Raw genomic sequence first — 1798 nt, 5'->3', positions numbered from 1 at the left:
ACCATGAACCGTTCGGCTACCTGACGGATAGAGGTCTGACCTGCCTGATAAGCTGCTACAACTCTTTGCCGTAGATCCAAAGAATGGGTTGGCCTCTCTTCCTCCCTCTTAAAACCTGTACCCCATTTTAAATTAACAGGCTGTAGGTCGGAAATATCTTGGAGCAATCGCAGTCCCACTCAAGAGATCTCGCGAAGGTGGCGGCGGCGCTCCTCGTATTCGTCGCGGGTAATCAAGCCCTGCTTCAACTGGAGCTCCAACTGCTGCTCGGGATCCCGGACTTCCCGACCTTTCGCGCTGCTCCAGTCCAGCTCGATGAGATCCCGATTGAAGCGAAAATCGAAGTCCTCATTGGTCATGGTAAGCAACCACAGCCCTTCCAGCAGGCAGAGCGCTCGTAGCCCATAGCTGAGGATCTGCAGGGGAATAGAGGGAACCAACACCATCAGCCCCACCAGCAAGTACACCCAGCCCCAGCGCTTGTGGCCCATGTAGAAGCGCTGCAGTCCCGGGATCAGCACCCCCAGCACTGCCAGCCAGCCGGCTGCCTCGCGGACCAAGCGCTGACGTTTTTGAAGAGGGGTATCGGAGCCCTCACTCTCGGCCATACCCTGCCCCACCTACACGTGCCACCAGGCTAGCGCAGTTTCCCAGGGCTTGGCAGAGGGGGAGGGAACACCAGCGCCTGCCGCGTATACTTGATGGGGGCAGATCGGAGGGCAAAGATGGCAGAGCGGGAGCTGGCCGTAGCAATCTTGGCAGCGGGCAAGGGCACCCGTATGCGGTCGCAATTGCCCAAGGTGCTGCACAAGCTGGGATCCCTGTCTTTGATCGAGCGGCTGCTGCGCACGGTGCTGGCCTTAGAGCCGCAGCGCTGTCTGGTGATTGTGGGTTACGGGCAGGAGCAGGTGCGCCAAACCCTACAGGGGTACCCGGTTGAATTTGTGGAGCAGGCCCAGCAACTGGGCACCGGACACGCGGTGCAGCAGCTTCTGCCTGTCCTTGGCAACTTTCAAGGGGATCTGCTGGTGGTCAACGGGGATGTGCCTCTGTTGCGGGTGGAAACCCTGCAGGCGCTGGTGGAACGCCACCGCCAAGTCCAGCCGGATGTGACCTTGCTCTCGGCCCAGGTGGCGGATCCCTATGGCTATGGGCGGGTGTTTTGCGATGCCCAGCAGCGGATCCTGGAGCTGGTGGAAGAGCGGGACTGCACCCCGGCCCAACGGCAAAATCGCCGCATCAACAGCGGCGTCTACTGTTTCCATTGGCCGGCCCTGGCCCGGGTGCTGCCGAGTTTGGAGCGGAACAACGCCCAGCAGGAGTACTATCTCACCGACGCGGTTAAACTACTGGAGAAAGCCATTGCCCTAGACGCTGAGGATCCTCAGGAAATCGTTGGCATCAACGACCGCCGCCAACTGGCCCAGGCCCACCAGATTTTGCAGGATCGCCTTAAGGAAGCTTGGATGGAAGCCGGGGTCACCTTTGTGGATCCCGACAGCGTCAGCCTGGAAGAGACGGTGGAATTGGCCCCCGATGTGGTGATCGAAGCCCAAACCCACCTGCGCGGGAGGTGCCGCATCGGGCCGCGCACCCGCCTGGGGCCGGGCAGTTGGATTGACTCCAGCACCATCGGCTCCGATTGCCACATCCTCTACTCGGTGGTCAGCCACAGCCAGATCGGCAACCATGTCTGGATAGGGCCCTATGCCCATATCCGCCCCAATAGCTGCATTGGCGACGGCTGCCGCATTGGCAACTTTGTGGAAGTTAAAAACACTCAGATTGGCTCCCACAC

General features: G+C 60.4%; 2 protein-coding genes. One reads left to right on the top strand and one right to left on the bottom strand.

Translation table 11 applies throughout. From position 1 onward, the window contains the following. Positions 1 to 179: 179 nt before the first annotated feature. Positions 180 to 608, bottom strand: a complete 429-nt coding sequence (locus NW841_RS10005) for an SHOCT domain-containing protein (protein ID WP_414378346.1) — start codon at positions 606 to 608, stop codon at positions 180 to 182. A gap of 117 nt (positions 609 to 725) precedes the next feature. Here NW841_RS10005 and glmU point away from each other — a divergent pair. Next, the coding region (glmU, locus tag NW841_RS10000) for a bifunctional UDP-N-acetylglucosamine diphosphorylase/glucosamine-1-phosphate N-acetyltransferase GlmU (protein WP_414386236.1) at positions 726 to 1798 on the top strand (1073 nt) is incomplete at its 3' end.

The organism is Synechococcus sp. H60.3 (assembly GCF_047462295.1).
Lineage (GTDB): Bacteria > Cyanobacteriota > Cyanobacteriia > Thermostichales > Thermostichaceae > Thermostichus.
Note: the sequence above shows the minus strand (reverse complement) of the source record. Positions and strands in the feature narration are given on the sequence as shown.

What these genes read in the sequence shown, in the direction of transcription:
- NW841_RS10005 (WP_414378346.1), bottom strand. Translation starts at nt 608, where the DNA reads ATGGCCGAGAGTGAGGGCTCCGATACCCCTCTTCAAAAACGTCAGCGC.